Raw genomic sequence first — 23,895 nt, forward strand, 5'->3', positions numbered from 1 at the left:
TGAATGAAGAAGAAGTCCGTTTCTACGGGCTTTTTCTTATTAAGCTTATCTATGATCTGTATTCACAACTAAATAAAGCTTTAAACCGGAAGATTAAAAACTTTTCTGATCCAATGCATTTAAGGCTTGATCAAGCTGTGGAGAGATTTCAGGCAGAACTTTCTGCAAAAATTCTATTTGAGCTCTCGCCTCTTCCGGAGCAACGACCCGAGCATTCACCAGATTCTGCTGTTGTAACAGCAAATGATCTAGCTGGCGATAGTCTGGCTTTTCACCTTGACTTAAGCCATTCATCATTTGGGTAAAATCCAGATAAAGCTGGTCTCTCTGTTGTAATAAGACCTGCTGTTCAGAATCCACTTCCGAGTGTCTAGCCGTTCTTGCCGGTACAGCTGTTTTAGGATTTAAATTCGAAGTAATCAGTGACTTTGCTGGAAAAGTCATCTGATCATCAGGTTTCAGTATATTGAACTCTGCCTTATAGATATCCTTATGAACCTGATAAGCAATCCCAACCAGAATACCGGTCAATAACATTCCCGCCAGCAGATATAAAGTAAGTGTTTTGTTCCTCATATATGCCACCTACAATGCTTAGAGCAACGTTCATAACACATTGCTCTTTTTAAGCCATTATTTGCTACGGTGTAGACCAGTCTGCTGGGGCATAACCGATCCGGACACGCTGTGGATGATTGCCTACAGGTACACTGGTCACTTTATTGCCTGTCGCGAAATCAATTACGGTCACCACATCCGTTTCACTTTCTGAAATGATACAGCTACGGCCATCCGGACTTCGGGTAGCCCAGTATGGCTTACCTGCAGGAATCAATTTTCCGGCAGTCAGACTCTGACGGTCGACAATGGTGGCGTAATTATCCATCGTGCCCGCAACACAGAGCTTCTCACCATCAGCACTGATCGATAAACCATGATGGCGGGAATCATTCACCCATTTGGTACGATCTTTGGGAATGCTATCGCTACCTGGCAACTGCCCAATACGGGTCACTTTATTCTGGTTTAAGTCATACTCAATCAAACCATTAAAAAATGATACCTGAGCATAGAGTTTACTTTCATCCTTGCTAAAGACCATCGGCCGCACTGAATTAGATAAATCTTTTCGACCAAACGCATCCAATGCCGGTCTAAAGTCAATTTTCTTAAGCACCTGATGGGTATTGGCATCTGCAATGGTGATATAGCGTTTACCCTTGGTGAAATCCTGCCACTGCGCATCAAGAGAGGTTTCTACATTACCAATGGCCGAGTTCAGAATTTTTCTGCCATTATCAAAGTAGATATTTTCATGCGGTTTATCACCCGTCGCAAATCGACCAAGTTCCTTACCAGTATGAATATCCAGTACATGCACCACATTTCCGGAAGATGCGGAAACCGCGACACGCTGGCCATCTGGTGAAACTGCCATATGATCCGCGCGGAAGCCTTCAACTGGAGTACGCCAGTTAATTTTGCCTGTCTTGATGTTGATAGAGACCACATCGGCAAAACTTGGACGGGATGCGACCACTGACTGTCCATCTGGCGTGGAGTACATATCGTCGACCAGCTGATCATTACCTTCACCCGCAGTAGCTTGAATATAGGTATAGGCAATCAGTTTAATGGGATTGAGGTGAATCTCTTTCAGGCGCTCCTTACGATCAGGAATCATGTTGATCACACCAACCTTGCCAAAGTCACCTGAAGATCGAATCACTGTAACTGTTCCATCCCAGTTATTACCTACAAAGAAAACTTGCTGGGAATTGGGTGGCTGAGGCAAGGTAGATGAGTCTGCCTGTGCAGTTGAAAAGACTGAGAGCATGGCCATCGCGGACAAGCTCATACAGAACCGTGATAATCGTTTTTTCTGGATTTCCATGCGGTATTCTCCATATTTTCTATTTTATTGTTTTTATCTTTGTTCAATCCACAGTCAGGCCGTGGATCTCAATCATCCACTATACAATGAAGAAAAAACCATGCTGAATTTTCCGACAGAATTTTCCGACAGAATAGAAAGATAAGAATCCAGAAAAGTTGAAGCGTCCATTGATATGAACGCTTCTAAGTAAGATAGTTTTATTGAAAAATGCTTTGAACTTTAGACATCCAATACATCAACGAATTGAGCATCTAGAACCTTAGCTAGGTCCGCAGGTTTTAAACCAATATCCAGACCGCGTTTACCCCCACTGACATAGATTTTATTCAGCTGTTCTGCAGATGCATCAATGACAGTTTTCAGGCGTTTTTTCTGCCCAACCGGACTAATCCCACCGACAAGATAACCGGTTAGACGTTCTGCCTGTTTGGGATCAGCCATTTGTAGCTTTTTACAACCAAAGGCTGATGCTACTTTTTTCAGGTTTAACTGATGGTTGACTGGAAGAACTGCTACAAAATACTGCTTCTCATCTGTGACCAATAAGGTTTTAAATACTTCTTCTACTGCCAACCCTAACTTTTCTGCTGCTTCCAAACCAAAGCTTTTGGCATTGGCATCATGTTCATATTCGTGAATGCTATATTCAATTTTTTGAGATTTTAATAATTTGCATGCAGGTGTCATAACAGCTTCGATAGTATTTTGACGGGATCTTCATTATAGCTTATCAAGTCTGCTTGGGTTTTATTCTGTGATTCTGAATAGCTTATATAATCAATATGTGTTCAAAATACAATCAGATACCATTAGCTTTTAATCCAGAATATCTATTCATATTGCACTTTAACTGAACTTAACTATCCCATTTATCATTGTAATTCCGCATACCATCTTGTTCTTAAGCTTAAAAATTCATCATTTAAAAACATAGGCAACATTCAGATGAATAACAACGCCTATACATGAAGTGCCATTTTGCCAATGTTATTGAGTGAACATAAAGAATGACAAATAAAGGTAAGCTTTAGAAAATTGAGCACATTCGTCAATATTAGATGAGGCCAGTAAAAGATTAATGAAGAATCATAAGTTTTTAATTTTACTTTTACGGCCAGTATCATTTAGCCAATGTTCAGTAGCAATGAGCCTATCTCTTTTTGCAGAAAAATAATGTGTGACTTGCTTTACTAGCGACATAAAACCCATTTAATACTAAACTTCACTTCATACCATTTATCAAATAACTTTTTGATTTTTATTCCAAGTTTGATATTTTAGTTTACAGAATAATGAATAGAATAAACATTTGATTCATTCAAAAATCTAATGAAAATCCGGTCTTTTACCGATCACCACAATTTTTGATATGAGCAGAGACTTCGAGTAATAATTTTTATTTTTGACCAGCCATTGCCGAATAAACACTCAATTTAAAAGAATTATGAATAAACATTGAGGTCTAACTTACACAGCATAAATGTAACAATTCAGCCAATTCATCTAAAATATAAAAATGATGTAAAAGACGAAGATTTGGTAGTTTTGAACATTGCTAAATGCTTGCAAAGTTTTCATTATATGGCCACTGCGTGGTACATGCTTTTCTATGTCAATTCAAAGAAATTATAAAAATAATGTAGGAATTCATGCCATAATAGGCGAAGTTTGTAGACATCTTGCAAACCTATCCTGAAACTTTTTAACTGGAGCACCATAGATGACTTCGACCATTTTGGTTATTCATGGACCGAATTTAAATTTGCTAGGAAAGCGCGAACCCGAAGTTTATGGTTATTTAACTCTAGAAGATATTAATCAGCAGCTCACTGCTCAGGCTGAAAAAGCTACTTTACAACTTGACACTTTCCAGAGCAACTGGGAAGGCGCAATTGTTGACCGAATTCATCAAGCCCAACAAGACGGCGTGCAATATATCATTATTAATCCTGCTGCCCTGACACATACCTCAGTTGCAGTTCGTGATGCACTTCTTGGCGTGGCAATCCCGTTTATTGAAGTCCACCTGTCTAACGTCCATGCACGTGAGGCATTCCGACATCATTCATATCTATCCGATAAAGCTATTGGCGTGATCTGTGGTCTAGGTGCAAAAGGCTATGCTGCCGCACTCGACTATGTCATTGAAAAAATACAATCTTCTAAACAATCTTAATTAGGAATACTGTCTCATGGATATCCGTAAAATCAAGAAGCTCATCGATTTGATGATTGAATCTGACTTACAGGCGATTGAAGTTAAGGAAGGTGATCAGTCGATTGCTCTGACTCGTCGTAATCCAGTAGTTGCAGCAGCTGTTCCTGCAATGCCTGCACCTGCAGCTGACGTCCCTGCAGCTAAATCTCCTCGTGGTGCAGTTGAAAAATCTCCAATGGTTGGCGTGTTCTATGCGGCTCCAAGCCCAGGCGAAGCACCTTTTGTAAAAATTGGCCAAACTGTTTCTGCTGGCGAAACACTGGGTATCATTGAAGCAATGAAAATCATGAACCCGATTGAAGCAACTCAAAGCGGCGTGATTGAAGAAATTCTGGTGAAAAATGGTGAAGTGATTCAGTTTGGTCAGCCACTTTTCCGTTACCGCGCCTAATCACTTCGGGGATTCATAATGTTGCAAAAAGTTTTAATTGCAAACCGAGGTGAGATCGCCTTGCGCATCGCCCGAGCTTGCAAAACTTTAGGAATTAAAACAGTCGGTGTCTATTCAGACGCTGACAAAGACCTGATGCACTTACGCTTCTGTGACGAAGCCGTGTGTATTGGTCCTGGCGCAAGTAGCGACAGTTACCTGAATATTCCAGCCCTGATTACAGCTGCTGAAATCACCAGCGCAGATGCCATCCACCCTGGTTATGGCTTCCTGTCTGAAAATGCTGAATTTGCTGAAATCGTAGAAAGCTCTGGTTTTATCTTCATTGGTCCACGTCCAGAACATATTCGCCTGATGGGGAACAAGGTTTCTGCGATTATTGCCATGAAAAAAGCGGGTGTACCAACTGTACCTGGCTGTGATCATGCGGTGACGATTCACAATGCGCTTGCTGAAGCCAAAGAAATTGGTTTCCCGCTCATCGTGAAAGCGGCTTCCGGTGGTGGTGGTCGTGGTATGCGTATCGTAGAACGTGTGGATACCCTGCTTGAATCAGTACAAGCTGCGCAGCGTGATGCTGAAATGTGGTTTGGCGATGACACGGTTTATATGGAACGTTTCCTGCAAAAACCGCGTCACGTCGAAGTACAGGTTCTAGGCGATGGTAATGGTCATGCGATCCATTTATATGACCGTGACTGTTCTTTACAGCGTCGTCACCAGAAAGTACTTGAAGAAGCGCCAGCGCCTAACCTGCCAGAACAGGCTCGTGCTGACATTCTTGAGGCCTGTGTCAATGCTTGTAAATTGATGCAATATCGTGGTGCCGGTACATTCGAGTTCCTGTTTGAAGAAGGCGAATTCTTCTTTATCGAAATGAACACCCGTGTTCAGGTAGAACACCCTGTGACTGAAATGGTCACCGGTATCGACATCATTGAACAGCAGTTACGTATTGCGGCTGGTTTAGGTCTGGATATCCAGCAAGAAGATGTACGTGTTCAAGGTCATGCGATCGAATGCCGTATCAACGCTGAAGATCCATCGAACTTTATGCCATCTCCTGGCAAAATCGAGACTTTTTATGCGCCAGGTGGTGCAGGTATCCGTTTAGACTCTCATATCTATCCAGGTTACAGCATCCCGCCATATTATGATTCTATGATTGCCAAGCTAATTGCCCATGGTAAAGACCGTAAAACTGCAATAGCACGCATGAAGCAGGCCTTGGATGAAATGATTCTGACAGGTGTGAAAACCAATATTCCATTACACAAAGATCTGATTCTTCAGGATGAAAATTTCTGTGAACAGGCAATGGATATTCACTATCTGGAAAAACATTTGTTGAAGCAGCTTGAAGGTGCTGAAGACAAAGAAAAAGCTTGATCCAGTAATTGATCTAATAAAAAAACCGCTGAATTCAGCGGTTTTTTATATCTAGCCTTCAATCAAGGCAAAATGCGTCGAAGCACAGCAAAACATTGTTCTGCTTTTTCATTGGCACAGAAATTAATGGTATTTGAGTTCTGCCACTTCACAAAATACTGCGAAATCTCGCCTGACTGATCCACCTGATTACCGGAACAGTCTTTTTCATTATTGTCGTATTTAACCTGCATAATCAGCGCTGGAATCTGTGCAGCAGGATCTTGTGAAGGCTGATAGTCATACAGCCCTGTGGTCCATTCTGAACCGCTTTTAATCACTACGTTGTTATTGCCTTTAAAATTATAGTATTCAACACATTTCTTATTATCTGGAATTTCCATTCCCCATAGCCCGACAATTTCAGGACGGGTATTAATGGTAAAGGTATTCGGAACTTCGATAGGTTTCGCAATACTATTTGCAGTTTGATTATTGTTTTCTGTTGCCATTAGCCAAGATGAGCTCATGAGCAAGACAAGGCTAAGACAGGTTTTTTTCATATTCACAGGCTTCGTTTCAATCCTAATAATTAATTTTAACTTATCATATTTTTCGGGATCATATTCTGCTCTGCATCAGTTTAAATACCGAAATAAAACAAATTTTTATCATTATAGTTTAAAAACATGGATTTCCTTTTTTAATTTTTTTGTATATATTTCGTATACAAACGTATATTGATAACGTAAGTAAAAACAGATTATTCCAAGAATAAAGTTGTACTTTTGGGTAAAAAGCATTTCCCAAACAAAGTGATATTTCACAAATAAAAATTAGATACAGGACTTAGATTTGCGAATACCTCGAATCACAGACCAGAACTTGAATCCTGAAACATATGCCTACTTGGTCATTCTTTTCATTATTTTAGTGACTTGTTTGATTGGCATTATGACCAGAACACAGGATTACTTAGCCATACTCTGGCCTGCCAATGCTGCCTTACTGGCCATGTTTTTACGCTTCCCCCATTTAAACAATATGGGCGGGTGGCTAGGTGCTTTCTGTGCGTTCATGTTTGCCGATTTGGCAACAGGTAATAATCTATTACAAAGCCTGTTTCTAACACTTGCCAACCTGATTAGTACGATTGTATCGCTGTTTTTTATCCGATATTTCCAGATCAACTATAAGTACTACAATACTGGTTTCACTTTCGTGCATATGTTCGGCATCTGTGCATTCGCAGGATGCCTGGCCAGTGCAGTGTTTGCCGTTGCGACCTTACCCAATCTTCCCCATTCCTTTATGACCAAGGAAAATTTATGGATTGATTTCGGGCTGTGGTGGACAGGCGAAATGGTAAATTACATTATTGTCCTGCCGCTTTTTCTAGCCTTTCCTAGAACCAAAGATCTCAAGTATTTATTTAAAAACCGCAGAAAGAAGCAGAACTCTTTTAGTTATCTGCTGCCAGCAGGTACGGTAATCCTGTGTATTATCCTGAGTAATATTTTTGTCGGTCCAGGTGCCCTGCTTTATCCGTTGGCAGCTTTAATCTGGGCAGCACTGACCTATCGCATCTTTACGATTGCAATTATTAATGCCTTTGTAATCATTTTGATGTATTACAGCCTGACCCAGTTCTATGCCACTACACATGATACGTTGGCAGACTCGACCATTTATATCTCATTAAGGATCGGACTATTTATGCTGGCATTATCACCGCTGATCCTGTGTATCATCAGTCAGAACCGCAATGATCTGTTTAAACGGGTATTGTATTTGGCCAATCATGACAGTCTGACGCGTACCATGAACCGGCATTTTTTCTTTCAGAAAGGTGAATATTTACTGCAACATTCCAAGAGTGTGCAGTTTTCCCTGATTATGCTGGATATTGATCATTTCAAACGTTTAAACGATCATTTTGGCCATCATGTGGGCGATAAAGTACTGCAACACTTTGCTGAAATCATCCGTTCCAATTTACGTTCTCAGGATCTGTTTGCGCGTATTGGTGGTGAGGAATTTGTGATTTTGCTTTGGGATACCAAACCATCTAAGGCCCAGTTTATTGCCGAGCGTATTCGTGAACTGGTAGCTAAAACGCCAATGTATCAACCTGATGGATCACCGTTATCGATTACTGTGAGTCTCGGGATTACGCATCAACATGCCCCGCTTTCTCAGGATTTACAGCAACTGATCAATACCGCGGATCAGGCCTTATATCAAGCCAAACACTTGGGACGTAATCAGGTGGTGCTTGCATCCTGAACTGAAACCCTCTACAACCTTATAACAATATCAACGCTAGGGAATGCAGATGAAATTTGAAGAATACTTACAATACGATGGATTAGGACTGGCTGAACTGGTTAAAAATAAACAGGTGCATTCAAGTGAACTTTTATCAGTTGCCTTAGAACGCAGTGCAAATATTAATCCTGAAATCAATGCCATTATTATTCCCATGCATGAGCATGCCTTGCAGCGTACCCAGCAAAAACTGTCTGGCCCCTTTGCTGGAGTTCCATTTCTGGTCAAAGACCTGTTTCAGGAATATGCAGGTTATCCGACGTCTTATGGATGTCAGGGTTTAAAGCGTATCGGGTATATCGCTGAAACCAATGCCGAGATTGTTAATCGTTGGGAACAGGTAGGTATTGTGACCTTTGGCCGTACCAACACCCCTGAATTCGGAATTAAAGGCATTACAGAGCCAGATGCCTGGGGAAGCTGTAAAAACCCGTGGAATTTAAGACATAACAGTGGTGGCTCGTCAGGCGGCTCTGCTTCTGCTGTGGCAGCCGGCATTGTGCCAATTGCCGGTGCAGGTGATGGTGGTGGCTCAATTCGTATTCCGGCTTCCTACTGTGGTCTGTTTGGTTTAAAACCAAGCCGTGGACGTACGCCGTGGGGACCGCAAATGAGTGAGGCAATGCACGGTGCTGCCATTCAACATGTACTCACCAAAACTGTTCGGGATAGTGCGGCAATGCTGGATGCCACCCATGGTGAAGATCGCAGTTCACTGTTTACGATTCAACGTCCGCATACACATTATCTGGAAGTGATTCAGCAACCACCAAAAAAATTAAAAATCGCATTTAATACGCGTTCCAGCATTGATACGCCTGTTTCTCAAGATGCTATTAAAGCGGTAGAACAAACTGCCCGTTTACTGGAATCTTTAGGTCATGAAGTCGTTGAGGATCAACCGCAGATTGATGGCATGCAACTGGCTAAAGATTTTATTACGACGTGGTTTAGCCAGTTTTCTTATATGCTGGACGAAATCCAGAAAGGCTATCCATCCAGATCAGGCGATTTTGAACTGGATTCTCTGGCGCTAGCTGCTTTTGGTGCCAAAACGACGGCAATTGAATATATCCAAAATCTGACCAACTGGGGACAATATGTGACCCAGATGAATCATTTCTTTGATGATTATGATCTCTACCTGACACCAGCCACGGCCACTGTTGCACCCAAAAATGGCGAAGTCAAGACACCAAACTGGCAGAAGCCGATTCTTAAAGCTTTATTAAAAATGAATAAGGCACATTTATTGGCACAAGGTAAGCTGGTCGACCAGATTGTGAAAGAAAACCTAAAATGGGTGCCATTCACCCAGTTAGCCAATATTACCGGCCTTCCTGCAATGTCTGTACCGCTATACTGGAATGAAGATAACCTGCCTTTGGGCTCACAGTTTATTGCACCATTTGCCCGTGAAGATTTGCTGTTACAACTGGCCGCTCAATTAGAACAGGCTCAGCCCTGGTTTAATCAATATTCCAAAATCCGCATTTAATCATTCAATCGTATCTTAAACCTGCTTTTGCAATTCGACTTTGCTGGGTAAGCCAAATACCAGCAACAGGCCCAGCAAGGTCGACAGCGCAGCAGCAATAAAGATTGATGTTCCACCGACCTGATCCCAATAACGACCGGCTAGAATGCTGCCACTCGCCACGCCTAAGCCCCACATGGTGCTATACAGTGCCTGTCCACGGCCTTGCTGTCCAGCCGAGAAGTTCTGAAAAATAACCCGCATGGCAATCATATGGAATAAACCAAAACTCAGGGCATGAATGGTCTGGGCAAAAAACTGTGCCAGAAATGACGATGGAAATATGCCGACAGTCAACCATCTTAAACCAGTCATTAACAGGCATAGCATTGCCAGATGACGCCATGACCAGCGTGTCAGAAAGAATGTAGCGTAGGCAAACATAATGATTTCAGCAATGACTCCAACCGACCAAAGCAATCCGATCTGACTGGTACTGAATCCATTCTGGCTGAGATAGTTACTATAAAAACTATAAAACGGTGCATGCGAAAACAGCATGATCAATTCAATCAGGAAAAAACTGTATACCACTGGACGCTTGAAGATCGGCCATAAGGCTTCAAGTTTTTTCTGAGCTGTCGGTGCTGCTGTAGGTTCTTTGATGGTAAATGACCAGAGAAAAGCCAGAAATGAAATACAGAGCAATAAGATTGGTAGCATACTGATGCTGATAATTTCAAAAATTGCCCCTAAACCAAATACGCCAATAATAAATCCAATAGATCCCCACTTACGGACTTTGCCATAGAGCTCTGCCCTTTTCTCACCTAACCAGAATAAAGTCACGCCTTCAAACTGAGCCAAAATTGCATTTTGAAAGAAACTGAAAATCAGCATGAGCAAAGCAACTGACTGGAAGCTATTGGGAATGATAAAAATCATGAACCAGATACAGGCTTCCATCCAAGTAGCTATACGCACCAGCAACATGCGTTTCCCGGATTTGTCTGCAATCCATCCCCAAATAAATGGCGCAAAAAATCGGGTGACAATCGCAATCGAAGATAAAATCCCAATTTCCTGATAATTAAAGCCTTGATCCTCTAGATACAGACTCCAGAAAGGCATGAATGCGCCCACAATCGCATAATAAAAAAAGTAGAAAAAACTGAGTCTGTAATGAATAGCTAGAGATTGCATCAAACTAGATACTCTTTCATTTTTGATAACTTAAAATAAATATAAGTTGCACTTAGTTGCATTGAATGGGTCTCGGTTGAGTCTAGTTAATCTATAAGCTAATCATCTATAGATTCTTCAAAGCTCTTTAACTAATTTTAGAAAAGTTAGATTTTAACTTAATACATTACCTAAATTCTTAATTTATTCTTTTAGTTCAATCATGAGCTTATCAATCGTAATCATTTGATGGTTCTAAGAATTAAAATGACTGAGGTTCTGACATTTAGACAGCTTAACGTTACAAAATCTGAGCCTTATTTAGCTTGTACTTTGTCTATCATGGGGCTCACCAATAAGAAAAGAAAAACCCCTCAACATTTAGAATGTAAGAGGTTTAGTTTGCCGTAATACGTTCGGCTATGATTTTAACTTTGCTTTAAACTCAACCCATCCATTGACTTGGGTGATAGTTAGGTCGATAGCTGAGTATTGATAGTAGCGCTCCACCTCAACAAGAGTTTTAGCGCTCATCTCCTTTCGAGCCTCTTTGAATTCAAAATATGGGTTATTAAAATTAATAACATTAGAATTGATAACTGATATTAAGTAATCAGTTGTGTGAATACATTGTATGTGTGCTCATAACCAGCCCGTTAAGTCAAAATTCAAACCAATTATTAGCCTATTATTATTGAAAAATAAAATAGCACAGAATACTTAACTCATTGATAATAAAAAAAATTTATCATTCTAAATTAAACTTTTTTCAAACAATCCCGGCATTCTTTCTTGCCGTCGCTAATCTCAGTCGCACCATGTAGGCAGAATAAGCAGAATAGTAATCGGAGCATACTTTTTTCCAGACAAAAAATAACCCGCTTAACCTGGGGAAGTTAAGCGGGTAGGCTTCTTTAACACGTCGTTATAGTTTTTAGCTAGTTCATCATTATTCATGGAGCACCTTTAAAGTAGCACTTATATAGTGCAGCAATAGTATAAGAAGCATTACTGAATGGTGGGTGCTGGTTGGCTTTGGGTTAAATTTGGTTATTTGTTAGACAGGAATTACACTATTTAATTATTTTTGTGTTCTGGTCGCCGTATAAAGTTTATCAGGCAACAAAAAAGCTCTTATTTCTATGGACTTTAAAAACTCGGAAAGAAATCGAATAAATATTTAATGAATGTGAACCTGTCATTAATATCGGGTACGTCAAATACCCATAAAGTTTTAGTTTGTGATCTATATTTAAATCTTACTGCTGATACCTTAGTTGTCACTGACGCATCTTCACCGAGATGTTCAGCAATTAACTTTAGATTTTCTGATAGAAATCGTGATTTATTTATTGTTCTAGATTTTGTGGGCTCGAAAGTCGCTAAAATTTCATCATATACCCAATTAAGAAAACTTAGATCTATCGCTTTATATTTATTCATAAGGTGCATCAATCTATTTAAAAGACTGTGAAGATTCTTTATAACATTTCATTTAATTAAATAAATATTATTTTTAAGAAATAAAAATGTATATACCTGTAAAAAAAACCCACTTATGATGGGCTTTCGTTTTATCTTTTAAACTTATCTATTCAGAAGCTTTAAGCTCATCAGACAATTTTTCTAAACTCTTTGCTCTTTCTTGTTCGCTAGAAAGATTATATAAATGGAAACACAGAAAGAATATAAATGCCAAAAATACTCCGCCTAAAATTACAACTCTTTTGTTTTTCAAAAGATTCAACTTAATTTAAGCATGAGCCTTAGTATGAACCCTTTTGTTTAATAAACCAACAAAAAAGCCCATCTTTCGATGAGCTTCTTCATAGTAACACTTCAAACGACGGGAGTGTCACAAGATGAACTTGCTGGACTGATCCGTATAGGCAGTTACCGCCAGAACCCTAATCTATCATACCTATTGATGTAAAAATAGCCTCTTCACAGAACTAGGTGCTACCCTCTTCTTTAATTATAGGTTAATGAAAATATCACTTAGCTATTCTAGTCAAAAAAAAACCACATCATTGGGGACGATGTGGGCAGAACTCTAAATTCAAAACGTGGAGATTTTTGAACATATGGTAAAATATAATGAAAATATTGTATGCAGTCAATCACACTTTGATATTAAGTCGATGATTAACAATCATATTGACCGATAAAATAGAAATAAGTCACTTATTCAAATTTCTAGTTAATCTCAGTCTCTTTGACCAGATCTATTACTTAGCTAAGCTATTCAAGCCAGATACCTAGTAAGAAATTAAGCCAAACTTTTCTTTAGGCAATAAAAAAGCCCACATTGCTGTGGGCTCTTCCCCTTTATCATTTTGCGCTGATTCAGGATTGTTGACGAAATGTACAACGGTCAAACAATAGCCAATTCATGACAAATATAAATATATATAGAAATTAAATATCTATCCATATATAAAAAGTCTAAATTGTGATCTTTGGAGTCAATAATTTCTAGTATGAACTTGATAAAGCTTTATTTTAGGTAACAAAAAAGCCCATCTTTCGATGAACTTCTGCAAAATAGCACCCAGCAATGAGTGTATTATCAGATCATCTGATCAATCTAATCCACATGACTGGTTGCCCGTATAAGTCTTCCTTATTACACTGATTAATCCAAAGACTTTTCAACACAATTATTTTTCTAAATTGTTGATTCCATCTCGGTGCATAATATTGATGACTATCATCCTGCTATTCACCTTGATCTCTAGTCCAAATCTTTAAGCTTTTAAACGAAATGAGTGATCTAAAAGTCAGCAAGACTTTCCTTCATCATGGAAAATAATAATACTGCGCAAACAGCAAACAAGAGCCCTATCAAAGCAAATAAAGGATCCTGATAAATAAGACCTAAAACCATGAGAGAAACAGCAAGGATGACAAGGAAAATAATGCCGCATATTTTAAAGAGATACATATCCAGAACCTAAAGCAAAAACTATACTTTCAAGAAGCAATATTTGTTCCTTTTTTAAATAATTTTTATATTTATTATCTATATAAATTGATCAACATTCTATCTATTAGTACGAAGCCAGAATATGAAATACAGATCTATTCAGTAACCATATTTCGAACAAAATTCAGAAATCCAGACATTAAAAAGCCACTCTAAAAAGTGGCTCAATGATCAAATGTTTTTATTGATATTCAATTATAGCGGTCACTATTTTCAAATAAGAATTTTAATAAATATTCTTTCTTTACCCGAAATAATCACGACATGCATTCCTCCATGAAAGGTCAAAATATTCCTGATCGACCTGCCGTCTTTCAATCAGCACAATATTTTTATTCACTACAATAAACCTCCGATGCTTCATTTCATTCGTAGATTTATCTCTGAAACTAACCTCACCACATTCTCCCTCTTGTTGATGAAATTGAACCAGGTCTGAATTCGGTAAAGCATTCCTTACCATCTCCCTAAATTTTTTTAAATCCTCATCCTGTAGGATCTTAGAGTCAGCTTCTTGCTGTGTATTTGGTTGACTACACCCCAGAAGTATTAAAGCTACAAGAGGCAAGATAATTAGTTTTTTCATAAGCTGTCCTCCTGAGAAAGAGGATCACATTATTTTTAAAGTATGGCTATTATTAAAATGAATAGTTTTGTAAACCATTCAACTTTATCAATAAATTTAATCAGGAAAATTTAGAGCAGATGAAAAGGTATAATAGCTAAAAAGAGCTTGCTGTTTCTCTGAAAATATCAAAGTTCTGAATATTATATAACCCGAATCATGGATAAGAAATTCAGTTGAAAAAAAAGATGGCTAAGTTGATAAGTGAGTTACCACACAAACTATTTAACTAGCCATCCTATGTTCGAGTTTACAACTTTATTCTGTACGATTGACGATTTTTTTCAGAAAAATGAAGCCATCTATTGGCAATATTTAAAACAAGAAAATCCGAAGGTCAGGCAGAGATCAGGGGTTCTTTGTTTATCTGAAATCATTTTTATCGCGGTCTGGTATAAGAACTCTCAACTTCATCATTTCAAAGCCTTTTATGGCATGATACAGCGCTTTTATTATAAGCTTTTCAAGGCCCTCCCATCCTATCAGCGGATGGTTCATTTAATCAATCAACATCAACTCGCACTTCAAGCATTGCATATTTCTCTAACTTCTAGCGCTCAAACAGCTTGTGCCTGGGTTGATTCTACAACTTTACCCGTATGTAAGAATCAGCGTATCCAACGTCATAAATCTTTAAAAAAGATTGCCACACGAGCTAAAAGCTCAATGGGGTGGTTCTATGGATGTAAATTACATGTATTAGTAGATGCTCAGGGTCAATTTATTCAGACCCAACTGTCAAATGGCCATACTTCAGATATAAAAATTCTGCCGAAGCTAGCTCAAGGCTACATCGGTAAAATCTTTGGTGATCGTGGCTACATCAGTGAAACTTTAAAAGAAAAATTGGTAAAGCAGGATATTGAATTAATTACCTATCATCGCAAGAATATGCGACCAGTGAAGCTATCATCAGAAGATGAAATGATGCTAAGACAACGCAATAAAATAGAGACCATCTTTAGCTTACTGAAGCAACAATATAACTTGGTAAGCAGTCGCCATCGTTCCATTTCAGGTTATTTGGCTGGGATTTATGCATCCTTGTGTGCTTATCAAATCTGTCATCACAATAAGCCTCAATTTACAACGATGTAAAACTAGGCTTATCCATGATTGGGGTTTATATAAGACTTGTCAGAGATGACTCTACTGAAAGAATGGGAGACCTCACAACCTTTTCTTGCTAGTTGTGAGGCCCTTTAAAGGCATTATTCAACAGGGTTTGCTGCTTGACTGTCTACCTGTTCATTCTGAGGAGTAGGATTGTTTGAACCGTCCTTTTTGTATTTCATTTTCTTATAACAATAACCTGCAAGTACACCTGCACCAATTAACGTTAACAACTTCATCTTTCACCTCATGCTCATAAATGCAAGCCTATATAACTAACATCTATATTTGTAGCTTTCCAAAGCCATTTAGAGTGTTTTTTTAAATAAAAAGTTAAATTATGTATATCTGTATAGATTAGACCTCTTTCATAAATCATTTTTTGCTCAGTTCCAAGTTGTAGATTCCAGCGATTAAATTGAATCTCAAACCAAGCCTTTTACCTCTATTTCGATAACGCTCAGCAAGGATTTTGAAGGTTTTCAGGCTGCCAAATACATGCTCAATTCCGATTCTTCTTTTATTGATTTCTTGATTATAGATTTTCAATTCAGGATCCAATTTACAGTGTCTTTTGGCTTTTAATGGCAACAGGCTATTCGGATACAACACATAAATCCCCTGATAGCCTTTATCTGCAAGGATAAAAGCCCCAAAAGGAATCTGGTTTAAATTGCGTTTGAACAACTCGAAATCATGCACTGCACCGCGACTGGTACATAAACTCAGGATTTTTTGAGTTTGATAATGAATGATGGCCTGTACTTTAAAGGTATGGGTCTTTTTCTTGCCGCTATAGCTTTTCTTCTGTTTTTTTAGGCCTTTGGATTGGAATTTCCGTGGCATCCACGATTACAACATTCCAGTCGATGCCTTCGCCCTCGGGTAAATCTTTGGGTAAATTAAACAGATTGGACCGAATCAGGCAGTCTTCAACATGACGGACAATTCTTGAGGCTGTGGGCTCTGAAACCCCGTAACTCGTCGCAACGTGAAATAAGGTTCGGTATTCCCGCCAATAGCTCAGACAGAGCAGAACCTGATCCTCCAGGCTTAACTTGGGCGGTCTGCCTTTGGCAGAGACATGTTTCTTCAATTGCTCAACCATTAAATCAAAGGTTGACCATGAGATGCCCGTGTATCGCTTGAACTGAGGATCAGAAAGCTTGTTTGAATCGATGTATTTCATCCGCAGATTATGCACGAATGCTAAGAAATCCGGAGTGCAAATATTAACCAAAAAGAAGATCGTTTTTTGATTTATGAAAGATATCTAGTGAAAATATAAAACCAAGAATCAGGAGATACATAATGAACGAAGCATACATCTACTGCGATAGAAAAATTATCAAGTGTTCTATTTGTGAAGCACAGGATGACTATAGCTTTAATGATACTCAGCAATTTTCTATTATTGCTGCTGCAGAAGGCAAGCAAACTCATGGGCGCTACTCTATTGAAAGTATCAAGTGCAAGAACTGCAATAAAGTGGCAAAAAACAGTCAGGATCCCTATTTTTATTATTAAGTTGAATTAAAAGTAAAAACCTACTTTGAAATAGAGTATCTAATAAAGAATGATAATCAAACAAATATGATCATTATTATTGGTCTAAAGGGCCTTCAAAGAATTTCAGATCATAAGTTAAAACTAACTTTAGCGGTATATCAAGGAGATACTCAATGCCTGACTTTATAAGAGCTGTAGGCTTGGGCCTACTTTACCTCCCGCTGATGACCATCAATATCTTTAACACTATATATGCTGATACCTCGCCTATAACCCCTGAATCTCCCAAAGCTATCACATATTCCAATATAGATCGTGGTTTAAATGAAAGCCTTTATCCTGATGAAGAAATCACAGCTAAAAAGATCGCAGACATTATTGAGAAATCTATTCGGAAAGAGTATTCGACCGGTATCGCGCTACGTGATGCACACCCTAAGGCACACGGTTGTGTACGCGCAGAGTTCAAGATAGCTGAAGCACTTCCCAAAGAGTTGGCACAAGGTATTTTTCTTCCCGGAAAAACCTATCAAGCCTGGATACTTTTTTCTAATGGATCTAGTAATGCTCAACAAGCAGATATTAAAAAAGATGCCCGTGGCATGGCAATAAAGCTTTTGGCAGTACCGGGAGAAAGACTTTTAAATCATGATGAAATGTCTACTCAAGATTTCATCATGATTAATCATCCGGTTTTTTTTGTGAATGATCCAGCTCGTTATATGGCATTTATGCAGGATATAAATAGTGAAAGCTTTCTCAAAAAATTGCATACCCCTTTTGCATTAGGGGCTAAAGGAACCTGGATTGCCTTAAATACGAGAAATACAATATCTAATCCTCTGCAAACCCGATATTGGTCCATGGTGCCCTATCAATTAGGAACAGGCAGTGGTCGTCAAGCTGTAAAGTATTCAGCCCAAGCATGTTCAAGAGGAACAGATCCTATACCCTATAATCCCCACAATAATTTTCTAAGAGAAAATCTACGGAATCAATTGCAAAAAAGTAAGGCATGCATGGAGTTTTTAGTACAACCCCGAACATCAAACAGCATGTCGGTCGAAGATTCGATGACCGAATGCCCAGAAAACCAGGCACCTTTTTACAAGCTAGCGACTATTCATATTCTTCAACAGGTTTTTGATACACCTGAACAAAACGAATTTTGTGAAAACCTCTCCTTTACGCCATGGCATACAGTACCGGAACACAAACCTCTGGGAGGAGTAAACCGGATGCGAAAGGTGATTTATGAGCGTATCAGTCAGCTTAGACATGAGATGAATGCTACTAAAAGATTAGAACCACACTGAGAACTAAATATATATGAATTATTAATTAAATTATAACTTAAACTAAAATTAGAGCGATTATTGTATCATTTATTTAATTTAGCTTAATAATTTTAGTTTACAAAGTTTGTTAATAGTTAATTTAGAAACATGGCTAAGACTGCTACATTATAAATGAAATTATAAAAATTGAAATGGTATCTGTGATGAAAACAAAAAGTCCTCTCCTGAAAATTATAGTGGGCTGTGCGGGCTTAGGCTCTGCTTATTTGCTCGCCTCTCCTGCTATTTCCCGGAAATGCAAGAATCAGGATTCCCAGAAATGCAATCATCATAATTGTGATATTGCTGCAAAGACCCCCGGAACTCTACTCGCTATCGAAGAACAAAGTACTGATTTATTTCCCCATGCCGCCCAACGATTTTTAATTACCTATCGCAGCCGTGGTATACATTCAGAACCCATTGTTGTCTCCGGATTTGTTTTATTGCCACAAGGCAAACCACCTAGAGGTGGCTGGCCCGTTTTAGCCTGGGCACATGGCACCACCGGAGTGGCAGATACCTGTGCCCCTTCTGGTGATTATGTCGGTGGACCCGTGCATGCCTATCAAGAGCTGGCTTCCAAACCACTTGATGCCTGGCTTGCCCAAGGCTATGCAGTAGTTGCCACCGATTATCAGGGCTTAGGTACACCCGGCAAACACCCCTACATGAATGCACAGAGCCAACTGCATACTGTGGTTGACTCTGTAAGAGCACTTCATTTTTTAAAGCCTTATCATTTTAACAGGAAATGGTATGTCATGGGTCACAGTCAGGGAGGCGCTGCTGCCCTAATGGTAGCTGCACATGGGCAAAAAGATGCACCTGAGTTAAAGTTACGTGGAGCACTGGTCGTCGCCCCAGGAGGATATCAATATGAGGGAATTGCTCAATACGCAGCCTCGCATCCTCAAATCGAAAAAAGTGTGGTTGCATTTCTTCCTATCGTTCTTTTAGGTGCTGAAGCCGCGGATCCTAGCCTCAATATTATGAATTTATTGAGTCCTGAAATGGCCCAGATTGTCAATTATGCGCGTAATCATGGCTTATCGGAATTACAAGCTGATGTGAAAGAAGCACCTCAAACAGTTTTCAAAACTGATGCAGATCTTAATCCCTTAATAGAATATTCAAAAAAACAATCCATCGAAAATATGATACCTACTGTCCCTGTAATGATAGTTCAGGGTAATAAAGACCAGATTGTAGATTATCAAGGTACTCATGCCTATTATCAGCTAATGTGTACCAAACAAAAGCCGATTGCATTTAAAACTGTTGAAGGTGCAGATCATCATGGCTCTTTAAGACAAAGTCAATTTATGGTCGAAGACTTTATCAACTCAGTTGAACAAGGAAAATTTATGAGTACTTGTGAGACAAATTAATGTTCATATTTTTGTCGATTAGATATTTATGATCATGGTAAGTCTATGAAATATGCAGTCTGTTACTAGACTGCATAGCATTAAAAGTTTAGCTCTTATGACCTTAGTATGTCCTTAACACGCTTATCGCAGTTAAGCAGTAACGAATATCGAAACGTAATATTTCATTTATTTGAGATTAATCCGGGCCTGCTACAGGCCAACTAACTTTAATTAATCCAAATTTTATTCCTTCGCAAACGTGTAGCTAAAGCAAGTATTAGAGCTTTTGCTGAAACTCATAATTTTGATTTTTGAGTTCCCCATTTTGATTCCTTAATTCTTTAGCAAACAACAATGAGAATGAAAGAGGTTCTTTATGTGCTCGAACTATGAATTCCCTTCAAAAAAACGTCTTTCCTTACTAGATATTCATGAAGAACAACTGGAACTCGGAATAAAAATACATGTTTATCCATTAGCACCCGCCCCAATCATTATGCGTGGTGCGGACAAGTTTGAGCTGGATATTGCACGTTTCGGACTAGTTCCATCTTGGGCAAAAGAGTTGAAATATGGCAGACATACCTACAATGCCCGGAGTGAAACAGTGGCATCCAAACCAAGTTTTCGACATGCCTGGAAAAATAACCAGTTTACTTTAGTCCCAGTCGATACATTCTTTGAGCCTAAATATATAGACGATAAACCACACTGGTTTGGTATTTCACGTGAAGATGGTCATCCTTTCACGGTTGCAGCAATTTATGAGGATGCATTGATTGAAGGTGAGAAAATCAGATCCTTTTCGATGCTTACCATAAATTCGGATCAGCACCCATTTATGAAACGGTTTCACAAGCCGAATGATGAAAAACGTTCGATTATTGTGATTCCTGAAGAATTACGACACGACTGGCTCAACTGCGACCATGAACAAGCTCATAATTTTTTCTTTGAAATGAAAGATGAATTTATAGCAAGGCCTAAAGAGCAAGGTTTGTGGACCAACTGAAAAGCCCTAAACCAAGCTAGGGCTTTATTCATATAAAATACTTATTTCTGCTCCCTCAGCGGATGCTCTGGCTCGGCATTAGGCTTTTTCTTAGGCTTTACGCCCTTATAGGTTGCTTGATTGCCTTTATCATCATTAGATTCTTTTTGCGGATTATCTTCTTGCTCTGTTTGGTGTTCTGCATGAGTTGTCATATATATTCCCTTTCCTCTAGATGCTTAGAAAATTATTAGGACATATAAGGTTAAACATCAATAATATTTATGTTTTCCATACATTTTAATAAACATACATTCTTCTAATCAGAGCTTATATAGACTTCTGGTTCGAATCTAAATCTATTTGGCTGTGCAACCTGCTTTCAGGAAACACAGCTCATCGATCTTAAAATTTGGTTTCTTATTACTTAAAAGAAAGTATCTGCAGAAACATTAAAACGTTCAGACAAAGCTTTAATATGACGGATATTGAGCTGACGTTTACCATTCAGGATTTCAGAAATGACCGACTGGGTAGCTATGTCAGATAGATCTGATTGGCTGAGACCATGCTGTTCCATCAGGAAAGCCAGTGCAGTACGACCATCGCCTTCTGGCATCGGCAAATGCTCATGTTCATAAGCTGAGACTAAATCACCCAGTTGAAGAATCAGCCCCATTAAGGGATGCGACTCATCATCACCTACAATATCCAGAAGTTCATCTAAAGCTTCAGTGAGCGTATTAAAGTCTTCTTCAGTTTCTGGCTTGCTGAGCAAAGGTGCAACATAACGCCAGTGATCAACGGCCTGTTTAATCATTGCATTCATATTAAGCCTCCTTCCAATGACCTTTGTCATATTCCTGATGGGATAAGACATGGCGAATATAGACACGTTTTGCTTGATACATCACAACTGCGATCAACCTGATCTTGTTGCCACCAATATCAAAGACATGAAATTTCCCGACTTTATCGACTGCGGGAAATAATCGCTTCATGTCGGCAAAATCCTTAGGATCATTGGCCTTGATAATTCGATACCAACCATCCAATGCAGTTTCAGCGTGTGGCCACTTTTGCATTGCTTCCAGAATCCGAGCGTGAGTGATCACATGCATAATTATTTATCGCATTTTGCTATATTCAGAGTATAACCTAAATATCGCATATTGCAATAACGCTTAAAGGATGAATTTAGTTGAGATGAGTATTGTTATGGTCAAATCACAAGTTAAAATTAAATAAACCCTTATTTTTAGTAATTTTATTAATTAACTATCAATAACTTATAAAAATATCGCTTTGATATATTAGTTCTATTTTCAAATATCAAATATCAATAATAAAAAATGAAAACCCCGTCGATCTATATCAAACGGGGGTTCAACATCCATCTATACCGCGAAGGTCTAGAGAGTTAATTTAAATCTTTCAAGCAATCACGACACTTTTTGACTTCAAAATCATCGACTGTGTAATCAATTTCAGTCGCACCATGAAGACCAAATAAACAACATATAAATTGGAACATGTGTTTCTCCTGACTGTGAACAGCTCGATCATGGATCGAGCTTAGTTGCTTTAAAGATAATGGCTTACAGCTCCACGATTTATTTACCTTGAAACGATTGAATCACTCACCTGTACTGCGATCGCACAGGCAAGCTATAGCCTCTAAATTTGTACACTCTCTTCATGTTTTGGCGCTTGGTCTTTGGTACCCTGATCCTTGCTCATCATCCGGCACATTTTTTCTTTGCAAGATTTAAAGCAACATCCCACCATGACACCCATACCAAATGCACAGATACATCTCATCATAGCTCTACCCTGTCTTTTCATGAAAAGAGATATATAAATAACATCTATTCATGTTTCACACTTGAACGTATTTTCAGGTTTTATGTTGTATATGAAAACTTATGTGAAGGATAAATATCGGAGAATCATCTGTTTTAGACATATTTATGATCTAAAAAATGGGCCCTGTTTAACTGTCTAGATTAAACAAGGCTTTTTAACTTGCTGATTTTAAATTATTTTATCTGAGTTGTTATAGTGGTGATAAAGTACCACTTGTCATGCATCTAATATGTATATGAAATATAGAGGCTATTTTACCAAATGTTGAATATAGGTTATGTTTTATATTTTATTGGCTATTTTTCATCAACTTAGATGCAATTAAATACAAAAAACTTTGATTCATTCAGTTTTCATTCAATCAAGTGAGTCATAAAAGCAGAGATGCAACTTATACATATTGGTAGATATTTTATTTATTTTATCAAAGTCCTTTTAATTTTCTATTTTCTCAGCTGTCAATGAGTTTAAAGGCAGGTGCTCTTTCACTCATTTCTCTTTATAATTTTTCCAACGACTGATAACAATATATTGTTGCCATGAAAATATCATTATTCATAATTGCCCTATTGGCATTGGCCATCACAGGCTGCCAAAAACAACAGGCAGATGTATCAGCTGAACCTGATCCGGCAGTGAAAGCTCAGTTTGAACAATCCGATGCCCGATTGAGTGCTTATTTAGATAAATTAGATTCTTCTACTATTAGCCTTGAGGAAAGAACACATATTTTATGTGAGGATTATCCTAAAGAATATAAAACTTATTATATGCCGGCCCTAATAAAACTAATGCCACAAGAATATGAGGAGCAGGAATTACTGAAAGATCTGAAAAATGCGCTCGACTTTTATAAAGTAAAATCCAATATTCAATGCTGATTTATTCTGAACAATAAAAAAACCGCCTTAAAGAAGGCGGTTTTTTGTAGAGATTACACAGCTTAGATATGAACGCTGCAGCTTTGACTAATCTTATTGATTACGCAAATTTTGCTGCTGGTTATCTTGTTGTGGCTGTTGCTGTTGTTGCTGATTGCGTTGCTGGTCCTGTTGGCCCTGCGGCTGTTGTTGCTGCTGGTTCGGCTGTTGCTGATTTTGATTCTGGTTTTGCTGACGTTGTTGGTCTTGCTGTTGTTGTTGGTTCTGTTGGTCTTGCTGATTTTGCTGTTGATTATTAGCCATGGTGTAACTCCTTACTATTTGCTTTAAATCGCCGATGATTAGGATTCGAC

At 38.6% G+C, this 23,895-nt stretch carries 25 protein-coding genes; 11 read left to right on the forward strand and 14 right to left on the reverse strand.

The genetic code is table 11. The features are described from left to right. Positions 1-93: 93 nt before the first annotated feature. The 3 genes from FTV13_RS05375 to ybaK form a co-directional block, all read right to left on the reverse strand. Positions 94-576 (reverse strand): hypothetical protein, encoded by a 483-nt coding sequence (locus FTV13_RS05375; protein ID WP_179992477.1) that lies wholly within the window; start codon positions 574-576, stop codon positions 94-96. Between the two features lie 64 nt (positions 577-640). Then, positions 641-1,894 carry a YncE family protein gene (locus FTV13_RS05380; RefSeq protein WP_034705621.1) on the reverse strand — a complete coding sequence of 418 codons (1,254 nt, stop codon included), beginning with the start codon at positions 1,892-1,894 and terminating at the stop codon, positions 641-643. Between the two features lie 222 nt (positions 1,895-2,116). Next, positions 2,117-2,584: a Cys-tRNA(Pro) deacylase gene (gene ybaK, locus FTV13_RS05385; protein WP_159122961.1), complete on the reverse strand. Its 468-nt coding sequence runs from the start codon at positions 2,582-2,584 to the stop codon at positions 2,117-2,119. Between the two features lie 1,033 nt (positions 2,585-3,617). Between ybaK and aroQ the strand changes: the two genes are divergently transcribed. Genes aroQ through accC form a run of 3 tightly spaced genes read left to right on the forward strand, consistent with a single transcriptional unit; the run spans position 3,618 to position 5,895 of the window. Beyond that, positions 3,618-4,073, forward strand: coding sequence for a type II 3-dehydroquinate dehydratase (aroQ, locus tag FTV13_RS05390; RefSeq protein WP_004785950.1), 456 nt, complete (start codon positions 3,618-3,620; stop codon positions 4,071-4,073). Positions 4,074-4,089: 16 nt separating this feature from the next. Next, positions 4,090-4,506, forward strand: coding sequence for an acetyl-CoA carboxylase biotin carboxyl carrier protein (accB, locus tag FTV13_RS05395; RefSeq protein WP_004785952.1), 417 nt, complete (start codon positions 4,090-4,092; stop codon positions 4,504-4,506). Positions 4,507-4,524: 18 nt separating this feature from the next. Beyond that, positions 4,525-5,895: an acetyl-CoA carboxylase biotin carboxylase subunit gene (gene accC, locus FTV13_RS05400; protein WP_175967543.1), complete on the forward strand. Its 1,371-nt coding sequence runs from the start codon at positions 4,525-4,527 to the stop codon at positions 5,893-5,895. A 62-nt stretch (positions 5,896-5,957) separates the two neighbouring features. Here accC and FTV13_RS05405 read toward each other — a convergent pair whose 3' ends face one another. After that, positions 5,958-6,404 (reverse strand): hypothetical protein, encoded by a 447-nt coding sequence (locus FTV13_RS05405; protein ID WP_034171190.1) that lies wholly within the window; start codon positions 6,402-6,404, stop codon positions 5,958-5,960. 325 nt (positions 6,405-6,729) lie between these two features. Here FTV13_RS05405 and FTV13_RS05410 point away from each other — a divergent pair, with 325 nt between their 5' ends. Together FTV13_RS05410 and FTV13_RS05415 are read left to right on the forward strand one after the other, a co-directional pair. Continuing rightward, positions 6,730-8,160 (forward strand): diguanylate cyclase, encoded by a 1,431-nt coding sequence (locus FTV13_RS05410; RefSeq protein ID WP_179992476.1) that lies wholly within the window; start codon positions 6,730-6,732, stop codon positions 8,158-8,160. A gap of 49 nt (positions 8,161-8,209) precedes the next feature. Next, positions 8,210-9,700 (forward strand): amidase, encoded by a 1,491-nt coding sequence (locus tag FTV13_RS05415; RefSeq protein ID WP_179992475.1) that lies wholly within the window; start codon positions 8,210-8,212, stop codon positions 9,698-9,700. A gap of 15 nt (positions 9,701-9,715) precedes the next feature. Here FTV13_RS05415 and FTV13_RS05420 read toward each other — a convergent pair whose 3' ends face one another. Then, positions 9,716-10,882, reverse strand: a complete 1,167-nt coding sequence (locus FTV13_RS05420) for an MFS transporter (RefSeq protein WP_179992474.1) — start codon at positions 10,880-10,882, stop codon at positions 9,716-9,718. Between the two features lie 3,209 nt (positions 10,883-14,091). Next, complete coding sequence (locus FTV13_RS05425; RefSeq protein ID WP_034170370.1) at positions 14,092-14,433, reverse strand: hypothetical protein; 342 nt, start codon at positions 14,431-14,433, stop codon at positions 14,092-14,094. Positions 14,434-14,712: 279 nt separating this feature from the next. Here FTV13_RS05425 and FTV13_RS05430 point away from each other — a divergent pair, with 279 nt between their 5' ends. Continuing rightward, a complete protein-coding gene (locus FTV13_RS05430; protein WP_179992473.1) occupies positions 14,713-15,570 on the forward strand; it encodes an IS982 family transposase in 858 nt (285 codons plus the stop codon). 113 nt (positions 15,571-15,683) lie between these two features. On the opposite strand, the gene FTV13_RS05435 is transcribed toward FTV13_RS05430, so the two are convergent. The 3 genes from FTV13_RS05435 to FTV13_RS05445 form a co-directional block, all read right to left on the reverse strand. Then, positions 15,684-15,824, reverse strand: coding sequence for a hypothetical protein (locus tag FTV13_RS05435; RefSeq protein ID WP_179992472.1), 141 nt, complete (start codon positions 15,822-15,824; stop codon positions 15,684-15,686). A gap of 136 nt (positions 15,825-15,960) precedes the next feature. Then, the gene (locus FTV13_RS05440; RefSeq protein WP_179992471.1) at positions 15,961-16,431 is read right to left on the reverse strand and encodes a transposase family protein; all 471 of its coding nucleotides are present in this window, start codon (positions 16,429-16,431) and stop codon (positions 15,961-15,963) included. Next, positions 16,379-16,774, reverse strand: a complete 396-nt coding sequence (locus FTV13_RS05445) for a transposase family protein (RefSeq protein WP_180011295.1) — start codon at positions 16,772-16,774, stop codon at positions 16,379-16,381. Before FTV13_RS05445 ends, FTV13_RS05440 begins: the two co-directional genes overlap by 53 nt. A gap of 122 nt (positions 16,775-16,896) precedes the next feature. Here FTV13_RS05445 and FTV13_RS05450 point away from each other — a divergent pair, with 122 nt between their 5' ends. The 4 genes from FTV13_RS05450 to FTV13_RS05465 all read left to right on the forward strand — a co-directional run bounded on the left by FTV13_RS05450 (position 16,897) and on the right by FTV13_RS05465 (position 20,816). Continuing rightward, entirely contained in the window at positions 16,897-17,112 is a 216-nt protein-coding gene (locus tag FTV13_RS05450) for a hypothetical protein (protein ID WP_064096117.1), read from the forward strand. Between the two features lie 155 nt (positions 17,113-17,267). After that, positions 17,268-18,410: a catalase family protein gene (locus FTV13_RS05455; protein WP_179992349.1), complete on the forward strand. Its 1,143-nt coding sequence runs from the start codon at positions 17,268-17,270 to the stop codon at positions 18,408-18,410. Positions 18,411-18,592: 182 nt separating this feature from the next. Further along, a complete protein-coding gene (locus tag FTV13_RS05460; protein WP_373684485.1) occupies positions 18,593-19,822 on the forward strand; it encodes an alpha/beta hydrolase family protein in 1,230 nt (409 codons plus the stop codon). Between the two features lie 358 nt (positions 19,823-20,180). Further along, the gene (locus tag FTV13_RS05465) at positions 20,181-20,816 is read left to right on the forward strand and encodes an SOS response-associated peptidase (protein ID WP_179992347.1); all 636 of its coding nucleotides are present in this window, start codon (positions 20,181-20,183) and stop codon (positions 20,814-20,816) included. Positions 20,817-20,857: 41 nt separating this feature from the next. Here FTV13_RS05465 and FTV13_RS05470 read toward each other — a convergent pair whose 3' ends face one another. From FTV13_RS05470 to FTV13_RS05485, 4 genes are all read right to left on the reverse strand, one after another. Further along, a complete protein-coding gene (locus FTV13_RS05470; protein ID WP_179992346.1) occupies positions 20,858-21,010 on the reverse strand; it encodes a hypothetical protein in 153 nt (50 codons plus the stop codon). 212 nt (positions 21,011-21,222) lie between these two features. After that, positions 21,223-21,624 carry a type II toxin-antitoxin system HigA family antitoxin gene (locus FTV13_RS05475; protein ID WP_004785978.1) on the reverse strand — a complete coding sequence of 134 codons (402 nt, stop codon included), beginning with the start codon at positions 21,622-21,624 and terminating at the stop codon, positions 21,223-21,225. 1 nt (position 21,625) lies between these two features. Further along, on the reverse strand, positions 21,626-21,916 hold the full coding sequence (locus FTV13_RS05480; protein ID WP_034706646.1) for a type II toxin-antitoxin system HigB family toxin: 291 nt from the start codon (positions 21,914-21,916) through the stop codon (positions 21,626-21,628). 556 nt (positions 21,917-22,472) lie between these two features. Further along, positions 22,473-22,619: a hypothetical protein gene (locus FTV13_RS05485; RefSeq protein ID WP_179992345.1), complete on the reverse strand. Its 147-nt coding sequence runs from the start codon at positions 22,617-22,619 to the stop codon at positions 22,473-22,475. A 581-nt stretch (positions 22,620-23,200) separates the two neighbouring features. Here FTV13_RS05485 and FTV13_RS05490 point away from each other — a divergent pair. After that, positions 23,201-23,542: a hypothetical protein gene (locus tag FTV13_RS05490; protein ID WP_179992344.1), complete on the forward strand. Its 342-nt coding sequence runs from the start codon at positions 23,201-23,203 to the stop codon at positions 23,540-23,542. Between the two features lie 93 nt (positions 23,543-23,635). Here the strand turns inward: FTV13_RS05490 and FTV13_RS05495 are convergent, their stop codons facing one another. Then, a complete protein-coding gene (locus FTV13_RS05495) occupies positions 23,636-23,845 on the reverse strand; it encodes a hypothetical protein (protein ID WP_179992343.1) in 210 nt (69 codons plus the stop codon). Positions 23,846-23,895 lie beyond the last annotated feature (50 nt).

It is taken from the genome of Acinetobacter sp. YH12235 (assembly GCF_013417705.1).
Lineage (GTDB): Bacteria > Pseudomonadota > Gammaproteobacteria > Pseudomonadales > Moraxellaceae > Acinetobacter.

Bases quoted from the DNA above. Each gene is read 5' to 3' on its own strand.
- FTV13_RS05375 (WP_179992477.1), bottom strand. From the start codon at position 576: ATGAGGAACAAAACACTTACTTTATATCTGCTGGCGGGAATGTTATTG.
- FTV13_RS05380 (WP_034705621.1), bottom strand. From the start codon at position 1,894: ATGGAAATCCAGAAAAAACGATTATCACGGTTCTGTATGAGCTTGTCC.
- ybaK (WP_159122961.1), bottom strand. From the start codon at position 2,584: ATGACACCTGCATGCAAATTATTAAAATCTCAAAAAATTGAATATAGC.
- aroQ (WP_004785950.1), top strand. From the start codon at position 3,618: ATGACTTCGACCATTTTGGTTATTCATGGACCGAATTTAAATTTGCTA.
- accB (WP_004785952.1), top strand. From the start codon at position 4,090: ATGGATATCCGTAAAATCAAGAAGCTCATCGATTTGATGATTGAATCT.
- accC (WP_175967543.1), top strand. From the start codon at position 4,525: ATGTTGCAAAAAGTTTTAATTGCAAACCGAGGTGAGATCGCCTTGCGC.
- FTV13_RS05405 (WP_034171190.1), bottom strand. From the start codon at position 6,404: ATGAGCTCATCTTGGCTAATGGCAACAGAAAACAATAATCAAACTGCA.
- FTV13_RS05415 (WP_179992475.1), top strand. From the start codon at position 8,210: ATGAAATTTGAAGAATACTTACAATACGATGGATTAGGACTGGCTGAA.
- FTV13_RS05420 (WP_179992474.1), bottom strand. From the start codon at position 10,882: ATGCAATCTCTAGCTATTCATTACAGACTCAGTTTTTTCTACTTTTTT.
- FTV13_RS05425 (WP_034170370.1), bottom strand. From the start codon at position 14,433: ATGAAAAAACTAATTATCTTGCCTCTTGTAGCTTTAATACTTCTGGGG.
- FTV13_RS05430 (WP_179992473.1), top strand. From the start codon at position 14,713: ATGTTCGAGTTTACAACTTTATTCTGTACGATTGACGATTTTTTTCAG.
- FTV13_RS05435 (WP_179992472.1), bottom strand. From the start codon at position 15,824: ATGAAGTTGTTAACGTTAATTGGTGCAGGTGTACTTGCAGGTTATTGT.
- FTV13_RS05440 (WP_179992471.1), bottom strand. From the start codon at position 16,431: ATGCCACGGAAATTCCAATCCAAAGGCCTAAAAAAACAGAAGAAAAGC.
- FTV13_RS05445 (WP_180011295.1), bottom strand. From the start codon at position 16,774: ATGAAATACATCGATTCAAACAAGCTTTCTGATCCTCAGTTCAAGCGA.
- FTV13_RS05450 (WP_064096117.1), top strand. From the start codon at position 16,897: ATGAACGAAGCATACATCTACTGCGATAGAAAAATTATCAAGTGTTCT.
- FTV13_RS05455 (WP_179992349.1), top strand. From the start codon at position 17,268: ATGCCTGACTTTATAAGAGCTGTAGGCTTGGGCCTACTTTACCTCCCG.
- FTV13_RS05465 (WP_179992347.1), top strand. From the start codon at position 20,181: ATGTGCTCGAACTATGAATTCCCTTCAAAAAAACGTCTTTCCTTACTA.
- FTV13_RS05470 (WP_179992346.1), bottom strand. From the start codon at position 21,010: ATGACAACTCATGCAGAACACCAAACAGAGCAAGAAGATAATCCGCAA.
- FTV13_RS05475 (WP_004785978.1), bottom strand. From the start codon at position 21,624: ATGAATGCAATGATTAAACAGGCCGTTGATCACTGGCGTTATGTTGCA.
- FTV13_RS05480 (WP_034706646.1), bottom strand. From the start codon at position 21,916: ATGCATGTGATCACTCACGCTCGGATTCTGGAAGCAATGCAAAAGTGG.
- FTV13_RS05485 (WP_179992345.1), bottom strand. From the start codon at position 22,619: ATGATGAGATGTATCTGTGCATTTGGTATGGGTGTCATGGTGGGATGT.
- FTV13_RS05490 (WP_179992344.1), top strand. From the start codon at position 23,201: ATGAAAATATCATTATTCATAATTGCCCTATTGGCATTGGCCATCACA.
- FTV13_RS05495 (WP_179992343.1), bottom strand. From the start codon at position 23,845: ATGGCTAATAATCAACAGCAAAATCAGCAAGACCAACAGAACCAACAA.